Consider the following 15,469-nt stretch of genomic DNA (forward strand, 5'->3'; position numbering starts at 1 on the left):
TATTAACAAAATATATTCTCTATTTATTTTCTGTTTGAGATATTTCATAGAGTATTTTCTTATTTCAACAGAAAGCCGTACCTTGGTGCAACTTAAGATCAGGACATGTTAAAAACCATCGACCGGCTTATCGAATTCATTAATTATGCAGGGCTGAGCGCCAGGCAATTCGACATATCTATAGGGGCAAGTAATGGCTACACCCTGCGCATGCACAAGAACCGCGCCTCCATCGGGAGTGATGTTATAGAGAACATCATCCGCACCTATCCAGACCTGAATGTGGTTTGGCTGCTCACCGGGGACGGGAAGATGCTCAAGTCCCAGGAAGAAGAGGATATTCTGGATTTTGACCAACTACCTGCCCGCAAGCAACAGGAAATTGAACGCATTATTGAAGTGAAGATCCGCGAGCGGCAACGGGAAGAACTCAAGGAGCTGCTTAAGGAGGTTACGGATGAATTTAGGAGGGATTAGAACTGCTTACTTGCCTAAAGCTTCCTTGTATATGACTTCCTCAAACTTTGATTTTAATATCTCTCTATAATATTCTGCCTGCAGGATTCTCTTGACCGAAAATGAGAAAAGGATAACCACCCATATTGTTAGAAAAACAAAAGGTAGAATATTCACGTTGCCAAAAGATTCAATAATTATAGAGTCCAAAAAAAGGATTTCGAATACTTGGTACAGGTATATCATCACTGGTGCTAAATAGGCGAATTTCCACCATTTATTGCTATTGAAGAATTGGATTAAACTGATTAGAATTATGGCAACTTTAGCACCCAAATACCAAACGAAAACTTTGATTGACTCAAAGCCAAAGCTCGGAAAATCAAACCCGAGCAAGGTAATTTTATCGATATTAAAAGGAATATAATTCCATATTACTATCAACAAGGAAGCGACTAAAATTGAGATAGTTAATAGGCCTCTGCTTAAAACTTCTTTTTGATGATAATTAGAAAATTTATTTGCTTTAAACTCCTCATCATTATTCAAAACCTCTAGCACCCGATATACCTTGCACAAATAATGGTTCTGACTTGAAGACTTCTCATTGTTAATTAGCGTTTTAGCTGTTTTGTTTATTCTTTCATATTTCTTGCCTTCAATTTCCTTTAAAATTTTTGGTAGTGGAATTGATAGCTGGTCTTTAACTACTTTTTGAATTCGACGATCCAAATAGATTAAAAGAACCAGGTAACCAACCAACCCAATGATTGCCTTTAAATTAACCAAAGAGAATAACAGGTTTTGTTTGGCAACACTTGAAACAAAATCAAAGTAGAAGAAGGAGATGAGTAAAAGTAGTCCATATTTTGAAAACCCCTTTGCTGCCAGAAAATAAATGGAAATTAATAGTATTGGAACTATACCGGTTAATACAAGCCAAACAAATGTTTGGTTATCATAATAACCGTGTTGGAATTCCATTCCAAATAAAACTAATTCAGAGCTTTCAATTGCTGGAAATAACAAATGAAGGTATATCAAAAAAGGTATGGATATAATGCTTAGTGCAAGAAATACATCTAAGTAAAAAACAGAATTTTTACTTTCGCTATTAGCCCACCTATTCATTTTGACATACATTATGCTTGAAAGAAGGCGCCTATATCTTCTATCCAAACAATGAATATAATCTACAATATAGCGGAAATAGATTCAATATCAAAGAAAATTTTAGACCAGTTGCCGTGTAAAGTCGTTTGCCTGTTCGGGCCTTTGGGAGCCGGAAAGACCACTCTGGTGCAGGCGATCCTTAAATGTTTGGGGGGGCTCACCCCGGCAACCAGCCCTACGTTTTCCGTGATAGAGGAACACCCCTTGCCCTGTAGCCCCTCCCCTGCCTACCACCTGGATTGTTACCGGATCGAAGACCCCGAAGAGGGCTATGACCTGGGGTTGGAGGAAATCCTTACAGGGGACCATTGGGTGTTTATCGAATGGGCCGAACATATTTTACCGCTGCTACCCAAGTCGCGTGCGGTAATTCACCTATCCGTAATCAGTCCAGATACCCGGCAAATTCACCTGGAAATCTTACCCTCTCCCGCCTGACAGCTTCCGGAAATTCCAGAAATTTTTATTGTATATTAATCGATGAACTGCATATTTTTCGACTAAAAGCTTGTTTTCATCGGTGAAATGCACTATATTTGATTTTTAATTGCAGATGCAGGCGTTAGAATTTCCTACATTTGTTAATGAAAATGAAATTTAACTCCTCCGATTACGATGAACACTAAAAAATTAATATTTGGTCTTTTTGCTTTCGCTATTTTGCTGGGTGCCTCTTGTACAGCTGATGGCGATGGTTTGTACGATAGTATAGATCGCACAGATGTTACTCCTGATAGAAAAAAGCAGAGTATTGATCGAACTGATGTTACTCCCGATAGGAATAACAAACAAAGTATTGATCGTACGGATGTAACTCCTGATAGAAAGAAAAAGGATTAATTCAATCCTATAAATAATTTGAAACCGGGCATTTTTCGATGAAGTGCCCGGTTTCTTCTTTATAATGCATTCATATGTAATTAGTAACTCCAATATTCATCGGAATTGATCGTTATAAGTGTGTCCCAAATTTTTAAGTCGATGACTTCAGATGAAATCCAGGTAAAAAAAAGCGCCAGAAGGAGGATTTGGATTGAATCCATTGCTCTCTTCTTTATCATCGCATCTCCTTTTGTTTTTAAGGCCCACGATTATTTTTCTCGGGATCCAGAAGCTACATTAAGTTTTATTGGTATTACCATTGATAATAATGGCTTCAACAACTTAAATGCATTTGCATGGTTCTTTGTGAGTAAGTTCATTCCTTTATATCTCCTCTTTATATGGTTTTTTACATGTAAGCATTGGTGGTATCACATCTTGTTAATTCCTATTTGTATGTATGCATTTCAACTCTTCGAAGTGCTTGTATCTCCGGATTTGAATATTGATACAAAGAATGTGATGTGGTTGTTGCCTGTATGTATGGTGGTAATCCCCTTTGTCTATTTTGTTAGATTAAAGATTTATGATAAATATGTTCATGGGATCGATCTAGAAGCGATGGATGCCGAACTTCAATATTATAAGAACAAAGAAAAAGAGGAGTTAAAGAAAGTTGGTCTTAATTTGAATTCAGATTATGAAACCTCGCTTGACCCAAAACTTTCCGATCAAGTTCCTAAGAAGACCTTAAGTCGACTCTTCCACAGTATCCAACATTCCCTGAAAAGCCTGTTTTAACGTTTCAGGGCATCGTGACAATCCACAAAAGAGGGCTTAGGCCCTCTTTTTCATTTCCTGCAAATCCGGCAATTATCGTACATTTGGGAGATACCGTTCGGGTGGTTTGACCCATGAGAGCCTATGAACCAACCTTCTTCGCCATTCAGCAAGCAACAACTCCTGCCCCAGGAAGAAAAACTGGAAGTCCTCAGGCAAAAAGGTGAACTTTTCATTGGTATCCCCAAGGAAAGTCAATACCAGGAAAAACGCATCTGCCTCACCCCGGATGCCGTAAGCGCCATTACAGCCCACGGCCACAGGGTCCTGATTGAATCCGGTGCCGGAGAGGGAGCCAGCTTTTCTGATCTTGATTATACGCAGGCCGGGGCCGAAATTACGCGGGACACCAAGAAAATATTCGGGTGCCCGATCATCCTAAAGGTAGAACCCCCTACCCTGGCGGAAATTGATCTGATTAACCCGCAAAGCACCCTGATCTCAGCCCTGCAGATCAAGACCCAGCAAAAGGAATATTTTGAAACCCTGGCCAAAAAACGCATTACGGCCATTGCCTTCGAGTACATCCGGGACGAGGATGGCTCCTACCCTGCCGTGCGTTCCCTGAGTGAAATTGCCGGGATTTCTTCCGTCCTGATCGCCTCCGAAATCATGGCCGCTTCCGAGGGGAATGGACTTATGTTCGGTAGTATTTCCGGCGTCCCGCCCGTGGAAGTGGTAATCCTGGGTGCCGGTACCGTTGGGGAGTTTGCAGCCCGGTCTGCCCTGGGCCTTGGGGCCAACGTAAAAATATTTGACAACTCCATCACCAAACTGCGTAAGATCCAGTCCCATCTGGGGCGGCCTTTATATACGTCTACCCTGCAACCCAAAAACCTCTCCAAGGCCCTGCGCCGTTGCGATGTAGCCATAGGGGCGGTCCGCGGAAAGGACCGGGCACCCGTACTGGTGAGCAGCCAGATGGTGGAGAACATGAAAAAAGGAGCGGTAATCATCGACGTCAGCATCGATATGGGCGGATGCTTCGAAACCAGCGAACTCACCTCCCACAAAAAGCCCACCTACCAGAAATACGGGGTCATTCACTATGCCGTGCCCAATATCCCGGCCCGGTATCCCAAAACCGCCTCCATTTCGATCAGCAACATCTTTACGCCCTACCTCTTGAAAATAGGGGAAGACGGGGGGCTTGAAAACTCCCTGAGGTACGACAAAGGGTTGCGCAACGGCCTATATATGTACCACGGCATTCTGTCCAACCACACCGTTGGGGAATGGTTCGGCATGAAATCCAGTGACATCAATTTTCTTATCTTCTGAATATGGGGTTTCTAAAACGATTCGGATGGTACCTGATCGGGCTGTCTATCGGATTGATCTTTTTAGCTGTTTTCCTGCGTAAGAAATCTGAGGAAACCGGGGTGGAGTTCTGTTACCTCCCCAATTGCAGAGTCCTGAAGGACCTGCGCTCCAAGCCCCTGGAAAAAGGGGCTGCACTGCAGGTGCCTACAGATTCCCTGGCCGTAGCTTACTTACTGAAACACGGGGAAGTCCTTTTCGGGCAAAGTACGCCCAGAAAGGAACCTTGCGGTGTCTATGTGGTGGAGGGGCAATACCAGGAGCAGGCATTGCGCCTAACCCTTGAAAACTGCGATTCTGTTTGCCGTCTGCTGGAGTACCGCCCCCTGCCTGAATGAATTACATCCCCCGGCGCTTGCGCTCCTTGCGCAGCAATTCGAGCTCCCGGTTGGTTTGCCCGGCAACTGAGGTGTTTTCTTCGGCGCGCCGGATCAGATAGGGCATTACATCCCGCACCGGCCCGAACGGCAGATATTTGGCCACGTTGTAGCCCTGGCCTGCCAGGTTAAAACTGATGTGGTCGCTCATCCCGTACAGCTGGCCAAACCAGATACGGGGGTCTTTGCGATCAAAGCCGCGTTGATCCATTTCGGCCATCAGGGCATAGGAGCTCTCCTCGTTGTGGGTACCCGCAAAGAGGGAAACTATGTCCAGGTGATCCAGGGCATAACGCACGGCGGCGTCAAAGTTGGCATCGGTTTCTGCTTTGCTGGCACAGATGGGTGTGGGATATCCCTTTTCCTCTGCCCTTTCGTTCTCCTTTTCCAGGTAGGCACCACGTACAATCTTGATCCCGATCCGGAACCCATCCCGCCGGGCCCGCTCTTGTAACCCCTGAAAATATTCCATACGGTCCCAGCGATACATCTGCAACGTATTGAAGACAATCCGCTCTTTGGTATTGTAGGCGCGCATCATCTCTTCCACCAACTGGTCGGCAGCGGGCTGCATCCAGCTTTCTTCCGCATCGATCAGCAGGGAAACCCCAAGGTCATATGCCTTTTTACAGGCAGTGTCAAACCGTCGGATAACCCGCTCCCACTCTGCGGTTTCGGCTGTGGTAAGAGGCTGGCCCGCACTCACTTTCTGAAACAGGGCAAAACGCCCCAGGCCAGTGGGTTTGAAGACCGCGAAGGGCATGGCGTCCTTTAGCCTGACAAACTCCATAATCTCCAGCGTCTTAGCCAGAGCATCGTCCAGGGGATCTTCAGTGTCCTTTCCTTCCACGGAATAGTCCAGAACCGTGCAAACCCCCTTTTCCCACATCCGCTCTACTACGGGCATACAATCCTCTTCGTTCACCCCTCCGCAGAAATGGTCAAAAACCGTGGTGCGGATCAATCCTTCCACGGGCAGGTTGGCCTTGATGGCAAAATTGGTCAGGCTGGTGCCAATTTTCACCAGGGGCTCATTGGAGATCATTCGAAACAGGTAATACGCCCGTTCCAGTTCGGCGTTCGATTTCAGGGCAAATGCCGTTGCGGTATTTTCAAAAATCCGGTCCATTATTTTCAAATTCGCAATCCCACAAATATACTGTGCCCGCCCCTGAGGTCATACTAAAAAAATGGGTATTTTGCACCCCGGAGAAGCCCAATTCCATGACCCCTATCCACACCCCGGAATACGACATTTACTTTGGCGAAAATGGTGCTGCAGCCTTGAAGGACCACCTGCGGCAGCATGCGTATTCCAAGGTATTCCTGCTGGTGGACAGCCATACGGAGAAGGATTGCCTGCCGCGGTTAAAGGTATTATTGCCCGAGGCTGCCGGGTGGCCCGTATTTTCCATCCCGGCAGGGGAACCGCACAAGCACATACATACCTGCCTGGAGGTGTGGAAGGCCCTTTCCGCACAGGGGGCAGATCGCAAAAGCCTGCTGATCAACCTGGGAGGCGGGGTAGTAACGGACCTGGGAGGCTTTGTGGCCGCCACTTACATGCGGGGTATCCCGTTTATCCATATCCCCACTACCCTGTTATCTATGGTAGATGCGTCTGTTGGGGGTAAAACCGGGGTAGACCTGGAAGGGTTAAAAAATCAGGTGGGAGTGATTGTCCAGCCCGAGATGGTTTGGATTGAATCCGGCTTTCTGGCCACCCTGCCGGAGCGTGAAGTTCGCAGCGGTTTTGCCGAAATGCTGAAACACGGCCTGATTTGTGATGCGCCCTACTGGGATTCCCTCCGCGCTTTGGAGGCACCCGCCACCGATATGGAACAGATCCGGCACTCTGTGGAACTCAAAAACCGGGTGGTGCTGGAAGACCCCAACGAAAGGAATGTGCGTAAAATCCTGAATTTCGGGCATACCCTGGGGCACGCTATCGAAACGTACTTCCTGGGGCACCCCAGCAGGGAAGCCCTCCTGCATGGTGAAGCCATAGCTGTCGGGATGGTTCTGGAGGCTTTCCTCAGTATCGCAGCCTGCGGGCTGGACCCGGCCACCTGTGCGGACATTAAAACTACCATCCTCAGGATTTACGGGCAGCCTGCCATTTTGAAGGAAGACGAAGCACCCATCCTGAAATTGCTGGTGCACGACAAGAAGAATGCAGGCGGTCGGGTGCTATTTACCCTTCTGGAGAATGCCGGGGTGGCCCGTTTTGACTGTGAAGTACCTGCAGAATCCCTGCATCAGGCTTTCCAATACTACAGGGAATAAACCCTTTACCTACCGTAACGCCCACTTACACAACTCTTTTTACCGGCCGATTTGATTTTGGGTTAGATTGGTGTAACAACATCCGCGACTCCCCCGGCGCGACCTCAACCCGACCCATATGAAAAGAGCCATTATCGATTCCCGAAAGCTCACTCCGGAGCTCGCCCGTATGCTGATAGATACTTACCCGCAAGGATATGGAGATGAAGACATTATCACCTTTAAGAATCCCTACGGGGATTGGGTGGAAGCCGTGCAACTCCAGACCACGGAAACACTTTATCTGGTGAAAATCTCAAAAAGCCTGAATTACCTGATGGCGCATTTTGAGGAAATGGATGCGGACCCAGAGCAAGAGGTCCCGGAAACCACACCCATGGCCCTGGAATCCGAATACGACGGATCCCTGGAGACCGATGTGGCCTTTGAGTTCTGACTAACGCCCCAGATAACGGGCACGAAGCACGTCCCGATGGTGGCGCTGGTGGCCGCAAATAATGCAACCCAGGGTACCCAGGAACATCTCTTGGGTGCTGGCTGTACCTTTCCAGTGCAGGTCGGCCTCTGAAAATGTTTCAAAAAGGGTAATGGTGGCAGACCTTACGGCCTGATATTCCGCAATAACAGAATCAGCGCTACGCCCATTCGCCCCGCTTTGGGGCACATAAGCGTCCTGGTCGAACCCAGGCAGGGGGGTGTTATCCTTTCGTCCAAAACGCAACGCCCGGTACTGAAAGACACGTTCCGTATCCAGCACATGCAGCAGGGCTTCGGCCACGCTCCACTTCCCTTCTGCATATCGGTGCAGCCACAGGTTATCCGGGATGCTTTGGATGAACTTAGGGAAGTTGTCGCGCTGCCGGCGCATAAAACCCACCAGGCTGTCCTGGGGGTCCAGGGTTTCCAGGTAAGGCCGGTAATATTCCGGGCAATCCTTCAGGAAAGGGCCGAGTTGCATGCTACCGGGATCAGAGTTCGTTGAAGATGGTGTGCATCAGCCGCTTCTTATCGTTGATGCTCTCCTCCAGGGAGATCATGGTTTCCGTCCGGCTGATACCGTCAATATCGTCTATCTTAAAAATGATATTCTTGGCATGCGTGGTATCCTTGGCCCTGATCTTGCAGAAAATATTGAATTTTCCGGTAGTGATATGTGCCACGGTTACGTTGGGAATCTCATTGAGGCGCTCCAGCACAAACTTGGTCTGGTGGGTCTTTTCCAGGAAAATGCCCACATAGGCGATAAAGGAATAGCCCAGTTTTACATAGTCCAGCGTCAGGGAGCTGCCTTTAATAATACCGGCTTCTTCCATTTTCTTTACCCGTACGTGAACCGTTCCGGCCGAAATCAGGAGCTTTTTCGCGATATCGGTGAAGGGGGTGCGGGTATTGTCGATCAGCATATCCAGGATCTGGTGATCGATTTCATCTAATTTAACCTTGCCCATGTCTATAAGGTTTTAGGCAAAAATACATAATTGCCAAATATTACATAACAAAAGCCGTGAAATATTGAATATACCGCAAGAAATCAGGGTTGAACGCCCTGTATGAGGGACAACAGCCCGGAGCGACTGTTAAGAGCTTTTCTGCCCTGCGGAGTTGCAGCATCCAGGGTTTCATGTGCGAATCGGGCCAGGGTAAGCCCCTCTTCCGGCCATTCGGGAATAAAGGCAATCCGACCTGCCTGTAGTGCCTCCCGGTACTGTATGGCCAGGGATGTTCCCCGGGCCAGGGCCGGGTTACAGGCCTCTGCATGCTTCACGAGCAGGTCCACCATCAGTTTCCCGTTTTCCGGAATAGCAGCATACGATTCCAAAGGCACCTTCCTATGCGTACCCTGGCTGATATGGTACAGGGCAGAAACCAGGGCGGCATATACGTAATACCGCGTCTCTTCCCGCTGGTAATCCCCGGGATAATGGCCAGCTTCAAAAAGGAGGGTGGGCGTGCCTGCCATTTGGAACTGGTCGCCTACACAATTGGGGTTAAAGCCATCATCATAACGGCCAATGCCCCCGGGCAGTGCCGGTTTCAGATCGGCCGCCATAGCCGCAATCAGCTGCATGGCCTCCTGGCGCTGGGGCGGCACGGAGCGCCCGGCATCCATAGATGGCGCCAGGAAGGACAGGGTTGCCGGAGTGGCGGTTTCGCCTACATTATAAATGGTACGTTGGTCGTGCAGGTTAAAGCAGAAATGAGGGGCAAAGCCTTCATATTGCTCCCTTAGGATACGACTTTCAGGTTGTGTCTTTTCTTTGGCGTCGCGGTTCAGGTCTATCCCGTTTGCATTTACCCGGGTATAGGCCTGCGCCCCGTCCGGGTTCAACTGCGGAATAATTCTTAGGGTCACTGATGCCTCCAGGGCGCTGGCCCGGGCCCCGCCTTTTCCCAGTTCGTTTATCAAGTCCAGTAGCGCTTTGGTGGTAGTGGCCTCATTACCGTGCATCTGAGACCACATCATAACCCGGGAGGGACCATGACCCCAATCCAGGATTGGAATGGGTCTTCCCTGAACGGATTGCCCGCCAATATGCATGCGTATGAAATCCATGTTCTCCAACAATGGGAACACTTTTCCGGGCGGAAGATAACGCCCGGTGACCTCACCTTGGCGTATCGATTGGTATACGTGTTTTTCTGGCACCACGCCCCAAAGTTAGCAGTCCTTATGGTTACATTTGTAAAACAAAATGTTACATTTGTATACATTAAAAGAACGCTTATACCGCTTTGTGTTACATGTGTAAAGGTCGTTTTTATGAATTAACATAGTGTGCTTTACATCAACACTTTATATTACTTCTTTTAAACTTAAAATAGAGAATAAAAGAAACGTATTATGGCTGTATTAGCCCTTCAATTTTATTTACTTCAGAAAAGGGGTTACCATGGTAAACAGTGAGGAATTCAAGGGCAGGTTGGAACGTATTTGCGATTATTACGAATTGACTGCCGCTGCCTTTGCAGAGGAAATCGGGGTGCAGCGTTCCAGTATCTCCCACTTGCTCAGTGGCCGGAACAAACCCAGCCTGGACTTTATCATGAAGGTAATCCAACGCTTCCCCGAGGTGGATTTGTACTGGCTGTTGAATGGCAGGGGTACCTTCCCTCCTGCCCCCGCTATACCCCCGGAGGAATCACAAAAAGAAACACCCCCTCCAAACCAGGCCCGTGAGCAGGCGCCGGCAGTAGAGCGCATCGTTGTTTTTTATGCGGACGGGACCTTCAGGAGTTATAAGCCCGGAGAGTTGTTATAAGTTTTCAGCAAGGTAAAGCCGTATATTTGCTTTATGAAGAAATTGTGTTGGCTGCTGCCCCTTCTGACTCTTTTTTCCTGTTACCAGCCCCAACGGGATTGTCAGGCTTTCCGCAACGGGAATTTTACATTTACGGCTAACCTGAATGGCGAGGAGGTTACCACCCGCTTTGTGCGTTCAGATTCCCTTGAGGTGTCGCACTATGCGGGAAATGTGGATTCAGCCAGTGTCCGTTGGATCAATGATTGCGAATACATCCTTACCGACCTGCATCCGGAATCCCGGGCCGAGGCCAAACCCATCCACATGAAAATATTGTCCACCACGGAGAATTCGTATACATTTGAGTATAAAATAGTAGGGACCCCGGAAGCCTCCAGGGGTACCGCCTTTATTACCGAATAGACATGTTCGACATCCTGACGAGCCCCGATGCGTGGATTGCCCTGCTCACATTGACGTTCCTGGAAATTATTCTGGGGATAGACAACATCATCTTTATTTCCATTGCCGCCGGGAAACTGGAGGAGAAACAACGCCGGAAGGCCACTAACCTTGGGTTGGCACTGGCCATGGGGATGCGGATCCTGCTGCTGTTCGGGATTACCTGGCTTACCCAGCTCAAAAAACCCCTGTTCACCCTGGATCAGTCCTGGATGCACGGCTCCATTAGCGGGCAGGCCCTGATCCTTTTTGGGGGCGGGTTGTTCCTGTTGTACAAGAGCACCAAGGAAATCCATGAAAAAGTGGAAGATCGGGGGCACGACGAGCGGGAGGTCAAAAAGGCGCAGTCTTCCTCCCTGGTCAATGCCATTATCCAGATCACAGTGATCAACATTGTGTTTTCCTTCGATTCCATCCTGACGGCCATCGGGATGACCAATGGCATCTCCCCCAATCCGACGGACGCCCTGGTGCTTATGATCCTTGCGGTTGTGGTCTCCGTGATCATCATGATGTTGTTCGCTAACCCGGTGGGGAACTTTGTGAACCGTCACCCGTCTATCCAGATCCTGGGATTATCCTTCCTGATCCTGATTGGCTTTATGCTGATTGCCGAGGCGGCCCACTTGTCTCACCTGGTGGTCTTCGACAATGAGATTGGAAGTATCCCCAAGGGATACCTCTACTTCGCCATCGCCTTCTCCCTGATGGTGGAATTCCTGGACCTGCGACGGCTGAATAACACTAAAAAGTAAGGGCTAACCCCCTGCCTGGGTAAGGCAGGATCAGGCCTTGGCCGATTCCTTCAAGAGGGCCTGCTGCTGGCGTACGGTCAGGGTGCTGCGGTCAGGGCTCCATCCCGGAGGCCCGAAAACATACATAAAGGCCTCCCGCATGGTTTTGGCAGTCCGCACATCTGCCCAGATATCCTTGAATTCGTGGGTCAGGATCACCAGGGGGTTGTAGGAATTGGGCGCATGTACCACCCCATAGCGGATGTCGATAGATTCGTCCAGGGGCTGCCAGGTACCGAACACCCGATCGAAGATATTGAGGATACCCCCGTGATTTTTGTCCATATACTCCAGGTTCTGGGCGTGGTGGACCTGGTGCATGGTATGGGTGTTGATCCACTTTTCGAAAATCCCCAGCTTACCGGCGTACACGGTATGCAACTGGAACTGCCACAGGGCTTCTATTCCCAAACACACCAGCACCATTTCTGGCGGGAAACCGACAGCCGGCATCCATGCATAGAACAACGGCTTGTAAAGCAGGGTAAACCAACCGTTTCGGACGGCGGTGCCCAGGTTGAAGTTTTCGGAAGAATGATGAACGATATGCGCTGCCCAAAGGATGCGGATTTCGTGGTTGGCCCGGTGAAACCAGTAATAGGTAAAATCATCTGCCAGCATACATAGCGGCCAGATGTACCACGCATAGCCAAAGGCTTCGTACCCCAATACATTGGTGCGCACCCCACTTTGGGGATCCAAGGGGTTGAAGAATTCAAATACCCCCTCGAACAGGGCCAGGGAAACCAAGATTTTGAGGGAAGCCCCTATAATGGCCGATCCCACCCCCATAAAACCGCTGGCGAATAAATCTTTCCAGTGGTAGATATGGTGGTCTCCCTTGGTTTTGCTGTAGGCGAGTTCTAGAATGATGAAGGCTATGAAACAGGGAACCCCGTAGACAAGTGGATCTGCGAAGTTCATTGGGGGAAATTTTGCATGAAGATTTTTTCAGGGTGCAGTATACGATCCTTTTTGGACAATTAAAAGTTTCCTCTTGTTTTAAAGTGTAAACGTAACACTCATTATTCAAAAAGCTTCCCTTGTCCCTCCTCATCAGGACCGGACTTCTTTTTTGGATCAGGGTTTTCACTTTCTGACAGGGCCACATCCTCCTCGTCTACCACTTCCATTTCCGAAGCCTGTAATTTTTTCGGCGGCTCATACGGCAGCGGATCCAGGGTATTTATTTCCAAAACCTTTTCCCGAGTTAACTGGTTGCCCATGGCGGAAATTCCTTTTACGGCAATAAATTCTTCCAGGTTCACCTCCAGGTTGGGTTTGCGTTCCTGCCCGCGTTTTTTGGCAAAGACCACTTCGGCTATGGGGCGGTAGTCCGTAAAGACGCGCTCCAGATAGGATTTCGGGTGGTCTGTAATAATATGTTCTTCCCGATCCGGTTGCTCTACCAAAAACCGTTTTACGTAAAACAATTCCTTGCTGCCTTCCCAGTAGATCACCGAAAGGGGTTTGTCAGGATCCCATTTTTCCAGCACAATCATGTTGTCGTCAAAGTGCATGTTCAGGTCCGGGATTACCGTTTTCAGGTTCCCCTTTTGGTTGATGATCAGCAAGCGGTCTTCTGCTGTAAACTCTCCAAGGAGTTCCCCCCGGTCGTCCACATTCAGGCGCAACACGGTTTCGTCGAACCATATCTTCCGCGGTTTGAGGGTAGACAGCCCCTTCTCCTTCAGCTCAATACGCTTAACGGCGTATTTGGTGACCAGGTTGCCCTTGGCATTACGGCCTTTGATCAGGACATCGGCAAAATCCAGGTCCCATTTTAGTTTTTTGATGCTGCCGGCCTGCCGCAGGAGCACTGTGACGATTTCGGCCTCCCCATTAGGGTTGGCCGTAAAGTACAAGACCTGGGAACTTGCCTTGTCACCCGTCAGGCTATAGAGTTTATCACGGGTAATAGAGGTCACATTAAAGCGCTTAACGTAGGTGGCCCCGCCCCGCCCCTCTTTATAGATCATGTTGTAGGTGGTGCGCTTATCTTTTTTCTTGAATACGGCAACGTGTATGATGTTCTTCCCGATAAAGATCTTACTGTCTACCTTGGTCACCATCATTTCGCCAGCCTCGGTAAAGACTATAATATCATCAATATCGCTGCAATCTGTTACGTATTCGTCCCGCTTGAGGCTAGTACCCACAAAGCCTTCCTCCCGGTTCACATACAGCTTGGTATTGCGGATGACCACCTTGGTGGCCTCGATATCGTCAAATACCCGGATTTCGGATTTTCGCTCCCGCCCCTTGCCATATTTCTTTTTGAGTTCCTTAAAATAGGAAATAGCGTAGTCGGTCAGGTGGGCCAGGTGGTGCTTGGTTTCGGCAATGCGGGCCTCCAGGTTGTCCAGATGCTCCTGGGCTTTGTCCAGGTCAAAACGGGAAATCCGTTTGATCCGGATTTCGGTAAGGCGTACAATGTCTTCCTCGGTAACCTCCCGCTTCAGATGGTTCGTATGCGGGGCCAGGCCTTTGGCAATAGCCTTGAGCACCCCGTCCCAGGTTTTTTCCTCCTCGATGTCGCGGTAGATGCGCTCTTCAATAAAGATACGCTCCAGGGAGGCAAAATGCCATTGCTCTTCCAGTTCCCCCAGCTGGATCTCCAGCTCTTCCCGCAGCATATCGACCGTGTGCTCCGTGGAGCGTTCCAGCATCTCCGTCACCCCCATAAAGATGGGTTTATTGTCCTCGATGATGCATCCCAGGGGGGAAATTGAGGTCTCACAGGCCGTGAAGGCGTACAGGGCATCGATGGTTTTATCCGGAGAAATCCCGGAAGGAAGGTGCACCAAAATCTCGACTTCGGCAGCGGTATTGTCCTCAATGCGTTTAATCTTGATCTTCCCCTTGTCGTTGGCTTTCAGGATGGAATCGATCAGGGAAGAGGTATTGGTCCCAAAGGGGATTTCCGTAATGACCAGGGTATTCTTGTCCCGCTGGGAAATCCGCGCCCGGGTGCGCACCTTGCCACCCCTGAGGCCGTCGTTGTAATTGGTAACGTCGATAATCCCGCCTGTGGGAAAGTCCGGGACCAGCGTAAAACGCTTGCCCTGCAGGTGCTTCACGGAGGCATCGATGAGTTCGTTGAAGTTGTGGGGCAGGATTTTGGTAGAAAGGCCCACCGCGATGCCTTCGGCCCCCTGGGCCAGCAGTAACGGGAATTTTACCGGGAGGTTTACCGGTTCCTTTTTACGCCCGTCGTAACTGAGCTGCCACTCTGTAATCTTCGGGCTGAAGACCACATCCAGGGCAAACTTGGAGAGGCGTGCTTCTATATAACGCGGTGCAGCGGCCCCGTCTCCGGTCAGGATATTCCCCCAGTTTCCCTGGGTATCGATCAGCAGTTCCTTTTGCCCCAGCTGTACCATGGCGTCGGCAATACTGGCATCGCCGTGGGGGTGGTACTGCATGGTATGCCCCACCACATTGGCCACCTTGTTGTAGCGGCCGTCATCCATTTCCTTCAGGGCGTGCATAATCCGGCGTTGCACCGGCTTTAATCCGTCTTCGATAGCAGGTACCGCACGCTCCAGGATCACATAGGAGGCGTAATCCAGGAACCAGTCTTTGTACATGCCCGTTACCCGAGTAAGGGCATCCTGGTCATGCTCCTGCTCCTCAGGCATCCCCTGTCCCGCTTCGTTTACAGCTTCGTTCTCGTCTTCCATGCGCAGCGCGTACT

General features: G+C 49.4%; 18 protein-coding genes. 11 read left to right on the forward strand and 7 right to left on the reverse strand.

Annotated elements, in window-relative coordinates; all coding sequences use genetic code 11:
* Positions 1 to 105 precede the first annotated feature (105 nt).
* Positions 106 to 477, forward strand: a complete 372-nt coding sequence (locus OZ410_RS11680; RefSeq protein ID WP_277708145.1) for a hypothetical protein — start codon at positions 106 to 108, stop codon at positions 475 to 477.
* 6 nt (positions 478 to 483) lie between these two features.
* On the opposite strand, the gene OZ410_RS11685 is transcribed toward OZ410_RS11680, so the two are convergent.
* Positions 484 to 1,635, reverse strand: a complete 1,152-nt coding sequence (locus OZ410_RS11685; RefSeq protein WP_277708146.1) for a hypothetical protein — start codon at positions 1,633 to 1,635, stop codon at positions 484 to 486.
* 3 nt (positions 1,636 to 1,638) lie between these two features.
* On the opposite strand from OZ410_RS11685, the gene tsaE reads away from it, so the two are divergent.
* The 5 genes from tsaE (at position 1,639) to OZ410_RS11710 (ending at position 4,949) form a co-directional block, all read left to right on the forward strand.
* Positions 1,639 to 2,067 (forward strand): tRNA (adenosine(37)-N6)-threonylcarbamoyltransferase complex ATPase subunit type 1 TsaE, encoded by a 429-nt coding sequence (gene tsaE, locus OZ410_RS11690; RefSeq protein ID WP_277708147.1) that lies wholly within the window; start codon positions 1,639 to 1,641, stop codon positions 2,065 to 2,067.
* Positions 2,068 to 2,244: 177 nt separating this feature from the next.
* Positions 2,245 to 2,469 (forward strand): hypothetical protein, encoded by a 225-nt coding sequence (locus tag OZ410_RS11695; RefSeq protein WP_277708148.1) that lies wholly within the window; start codon positions 2,245 to 2,247, stop codon positions 2,467 to 2,469.
* Positions 2,470 to 2,610: 141 nt separating this feature from the next.
* Positions 2,611 to 3,252: a hypothetical protein gene (locus tag OZ410_RS11700; RefSeq protein ID WP_277708149.1), complete on the forward strand. Its 642-nt coding sequence runs from the start codon at positions 2,611 to 2,613 to the stop codon at positions 3,250 to 3,252.
* A gap of 123 nt (positions 3,253 to 3,375) precedes the next feature.
* Positions 3,376 to 4,572: an alanine dehydrogenase gene (locus OZ410_RS11705; protein WP_277708150.1), complete on the forward strand. Its 1,197-nt coding sequence runs from the start codon at positions 3,376 to 3,378 to the stop codon at positions 4,570 to 4,572.
* A 2-nt stretch (positions 4,573 to 4,574) separates the two neighbouring features.
* Positions 4,575 to 4,949 (forward strand): DUF4258 domain-containing protein, encoded by a 375-nt coding sequence (locus OZ410_RS11710; RefSeq protein WP_277708151.1) that lies wholly within the window; start codon positions 4,575 to 4,577, stop codon positions 4,947 to 4,949.
* Position 4,950: 1 nt separating this feature from the next.
* Here the strand turns inward: OZ410_RS11710 and OZ410_RS11715 are convergent, their stop codons facing one another.
* The gene (locus tag OZ410_RS11715; RefSeq protein ID WP_277708152.1) at positions 4,951 to 6,117 is read right to left on the reverse strand and encodes a proline dehydrogenase family protein; all 1,167 of its coding nucleotides are present in this window, start codon (positions 6,115 to 6,117) and stop codon (positions 4,951 to 4,953) included.
* Positions 6,118 to 6,212: 95 nt separating this feature from the next.
* On the opposite strand from OZ410_RS11715, the gene aroB reads away from it, so the two are divergent.
* Both aroB and OZ410_RS11725 read left to right on the forward strand, forming a co-directional pair.
* The gene (gene aroB / locus OZ410_RS11720) at positions 6,213 to 7,274 is read left to right on the forward strand and encodes a 3-dehydroquinate synthase (protein WP_277708153.1); all 1,062 of its coding nucleotides are present in this window, start codon (positions 6,213 to 6,215) and stop codon (positions 7,272 to 7,274) included.
* Positions 7,275 to 7,392: 118 nt separating this feature from the next.
* Positions 7,393 to 7,710, forward strand: a complete 318-nt coding sequence (locus tag OZ410_RS11725) for a hypothetical protein (protein WP_277708154.1) — start codon at positions 7,393 to 7,395, stop codon at positions 7,708 to 7,710.
* On the opposite strand, the gene OZ410_RS11730 is transcribed toward OZ410_RS11725, so the two are convergent.
* The 3 genes from OZ410_RS11730 to OZ410_RS11740 form a co-directional block, all read right to left on the reverse strand.
* Positions 7,711 to 8,232 carry a DinB family protein gene (locus tag OZ410_RS11730; protein WP_277708155.1) on the reverse strand — a complete coding sequence of 174 codons (522 nt, stop codon included), beginning with the start codon at positions 8,230 to 8,232 and terminating at the stop codon, positions 7,711 to 7,713. It abuts the gene before it with no gap.
* 10 nt (positions 8,233 to 8,242) lie between these two features.
* The gene (locus OZ410_RS11735; protein ID WP_277708156.1) at positions 8,243 to 8,722 is read right to left on the reverse strand and encodes an Lrp/AsnC family transcriptional regulator; all 480 of its coding nucleotides are present in this window, start codon (positions 8,720 to 8,722) and stop codon (positions 8,243 to 8,245) included.
* Between the two features lie 83 nt (positions 8,723 to 8,805).
* The gene (locus OZ410_RS11740) at positions 8,806 to 9,828 is read right to left on the reverse strand and encodes a M14 family zinc carboxypeptidase (RefSeq protein ID WP_277708157.1); all 1,023 of its coding nucleotides are present in this window, start codon (positions 9,826 to 9,828) and stop codon (positions 8,806 to 8,808) included.
* Positions 9,829 to 10,165: 337 nt separating this feature from the next.
* Here OZ410_RS11740 and OZ410_RS11745 point away from each other — a divergent pair, with 337 nt between their 5' ends.
* The 3 genes from OZ410_RS11745 to OZ410_RS11755 are packed head-to-tail and all read left to right on the forward strand — an operon-like array spanning position 10,166 to position 11,733.
* Complete coding sequence (locus OZ410_RS11745) at positions 10,166 to 10,534, forward strand: helix-turn-helix transcriptional regulator (RefSeq protein ID WP_277708158.1); 369 nt, start codon at positions 10,166 to 10,168, stop codon at positions 10,532 to 10,534.
* Positions 10,535 to 10,567: 33 nt separating this feature from the next.
* Positions 10,568 to 10,939: a DNA topoisomerase IV gene (locus OZ410_RS11750; protein WP_277708160.1), complete on the forward strand. Its 372-nt coding sequence runs from the start codon at positions 10,568 to 10,570 to the stop codon at positions 10,937 to 10,939.
* 2 nt (positions 10,940 to 10,941) lie between these two features.
* Complete coding sequence (locus tag OZ410_RS11755; RefSeq protein ID WP_277708161.1) at positions 10,942 to 11,733, forward strand: TerC family protein; 792 nt, start codon at positions 10,942 to 10,944, stop codon at positions 11,731 to 11,733.
* 30 nt (positions 11,734 to 11,763) lie between these two features.
* Here the strand turns inward: OZ410_RS11755 and OZ410_RS11760 are convergent, their stop codons facing one another.
* Together OZ410_RS11760 and OZ410_RS11765 are read right to left on the reverse strand one after the other, a co-directional pair.
* The gene (locus tag OZ410_RS11760) at positions 11,764 to 12,696 is read right to left on the reverse strand and encodes a sterol desaturase family protein (protein ID WP_277708162.1); all 933 of its coding nucleotides are present in this window, start codon (positions 12,694 to 12,696) and stop codon (positions 11,764 to 11,766) included.
* Between the two features lie 101 nt (positions 12,697 to 12,797).
* A complete protein-coding gene (locus OZ410_RS11765) occupies positions 12,798 to 15,455 on the reverse strand; it encodes a DNA gyrase/topoisomerase IV subunit A (protein ID WP_420917754.1) in 2,658 nt (885 codons plus the stop codon).
* Between the last annotated feature and the right edge of the window lie 14 nt (positions 15,456 to 15,469).

Source organism: Robiginitalea aestuariiviva, from assembly GCF_029537735.1.
GTDB classification, from domain to species: Bacteria; Bacteroidota; Bacteroidia; order Flavobacteriales; family Flavobacteriaceae; genus Robiginitalea; species Robiginitalea aestuariiviva.

Coding starts and splice junctions, on each gene's coding strand:
- aroB (WP_277708153.1), top strand. CDS start 6,213: ATGACCCCTATCCACACCCCGGAATACGACATTTACTTTGGCGAAAAT.
- OZ410_RS11680 (WP_277708145.1), top strand. CDS start 106: ATGTTAAAAACCATCGACCGGCTTATCGAATTCATTAATTATGCAGGG.
- OZ410_RS11755 (WP_277708161.1), top strand. CDS start 10,942: ATGTTCGACATCCTGACGAGCCCCGATGCGTGGATTGCCCTGCTCACA.
- OZ410_RS11705 (WP_277708150.1), top strand. CDS start 3,376: ATGAACCAACCTTCTTCGCCATTCAGCAAGCAACAACTCCTGCCCCAG.
- OZ410_RS11765 (WP_420917754.1), bottom strand. CDS start 15,455: ATGGAAGACGAGAACGAAGCTGTAAACGAAGCGGGACAGGGGATGCCT.
- OZ410_RS11735 (WP_277708156.1), bottom strand. CDS start 8,722: ATGGGCAAGGTTAAATTAGATGAAATCGATCACCAGATCCTGGATATG.
- tsaE (WP_277708147.1), top strand. CDS start 1,639: ATGAATATAATCTACAATATAGCGGAAATAGATTCAATATCAAAGAAA.
- OZ410_RS11750 (WP_277708160.1), top strand. CDS start 10,568: ATGAAGAAATTGTGTTGGCTGCTGCCCCTTCTGACTCTTTTTTCCTGT.
- OZ410_RS11740 (WP_277708157.1), bottom strand. CDS start 9,828: ATGGATTTCATACGCATGCATATTGGCGGGCAATCCGTTCAGGGAAGA.
- OZ410_RS11695 (WP_277708148.1), top strand. CDS start 2,245: ATGAACACTAAAAAATTAATATTTGGTCTTTTTGCTTTCGCTATTTTG.
- OZ410_RS11700 (WP_277708149.1), top strand. CDS start 2,611: ATGACTTCAGATGAAATCCAGGTAAAAAAAAGCGCCAGAAGGAGGATT.
- OZ410_RS11715 (WP_277708152.1), bottom strand. CDS start 6,117: ATGGACCGGATTTTTGAAAATACCGCAACGGCATTTGCCCTGAAATCG.
- OZ410_RS11760 (WP_277708162.1), bottom strand. CDS start 12,696: ATGAACTTCGCAGATCCACTTGTCTACGGGGTTCCCTGTTTCATAGCC.
- OZ410_RS11725 (WP_277708154.1), top strand. CDS start 7,393: ATGAAAAGAGCCATTATCGATTCCCGAAAGCTCACTCCGGAGCTCGCC.
- OZ410_RS11710 (WP_277708151.1), top strand. CDS start 4,575: ATGGGGTTTCTAAAACGATTCGGATGGTACCTGATCGGGCTGTCTATC.
- OZ410_RS11730 (WP_277708155.1), bottom strand. CDS start 8,232: ATGCAACTCGGCCCTTTCCTGAAGGATTGCCCGGAATATTACCGGCCT.
- OZ410_RS11745 (WP_277708158.1), top strand. CDS start 10,166: ATGGTAAACAGTGAGGAATTCAAGGGCAGGTTGGAACGTATTTGCGAT.